Annotated in this window: 1 protein-coding gene; it reads left to right on the top strand. The window is 39.2% G+C overall.

Annotated features, from left to right (window positions below):
- Positions 1-69: 69 nt before the first annotated feature.
- On the top strand, positions 70-836 hold a 767-nt coding region (locus tag HT715_RS11495; protein WP_172922975.1), incomplete at its 3' end, for a site-specific integrase.

Raw genomic sequence — 836 nt, 5'->3', positions numbered from 1 at the left:
TCCTCGCATGGTAAAACTTCAAAACCTTTTCTAATTTGCTTGCCTGCTGATGGAAAAAGGAGTAAAACCATGAAAATAACAGAATATACTAAAAAAGACGGCTCAATAGTCTATCGCTCTAGCGTCTACCTTGGCATCGATACCGTAACGGGTAAGAAAGTCAAGACGACTATATCAGGGCGAACCAAGAGAGAACTTAGAAACAAAGCGCTACAGGCTCAAATAGACTTTGAAAAAAACGGCTCTACAGTATTTAAAGCGGTTCAAATCAATACCTATGCCGAACTGGTGGAGAATTGGCTGGAAACATACTGCCATACGGTCAAAAAGGCAACCCTTACAATAATCAAGAGTAGACTAAAAAACTATCTACTTCCAGCCTTTGGAGACTACAAACTAGATAGGCTAACACCCCCAGTTATTCAAAAGCAAGTTAATCAATGGGCAAAAGAGTACAATCAACTAGGCAAAGGTTACCAAGAATATCCGCAACTTAACTCGCTAAATAAACGAATACTTAAATATGCCGTATCCTTGCAAGTTATCCCTTTTAATCCTGCCCGTGATATTATCGTCCCACGGCGTAAGGCAAAAGAAGGGCAAAAACTGAAATATCTGGATGATGATAACTTAAAAAAATTCTTGACTTACCTGGAGCAGCTGCCAAACACTTACAAAAATTTCTACGATACGGTGCTATATAAGACGCTTTTAGCGACTGGTTTGCGTATTCGTGAGTGTTTAGCCCTCAAATGGTCTGATATTGACTTACAAAACGGTACACTAGACGTAAATAAGACTCTAAACTGTGAAAAAGAAGTCACTACCCCTAAAAC

The organism is Streptococcus sp. 4155, from assembly GCF_013276695.1.
In the GTDB taxonomy this organism is placed as follows: Bacteria; Bacillota; Bacilli; order Lactobacillales; family Streptococcaceae; genus Streptococcus; species Streptococcus pseudopneumoniae.
Note: the sequence above shows the minus strand (reverse complement) of the source record. Positions and strands in the feature narration are given on the sequence as shown.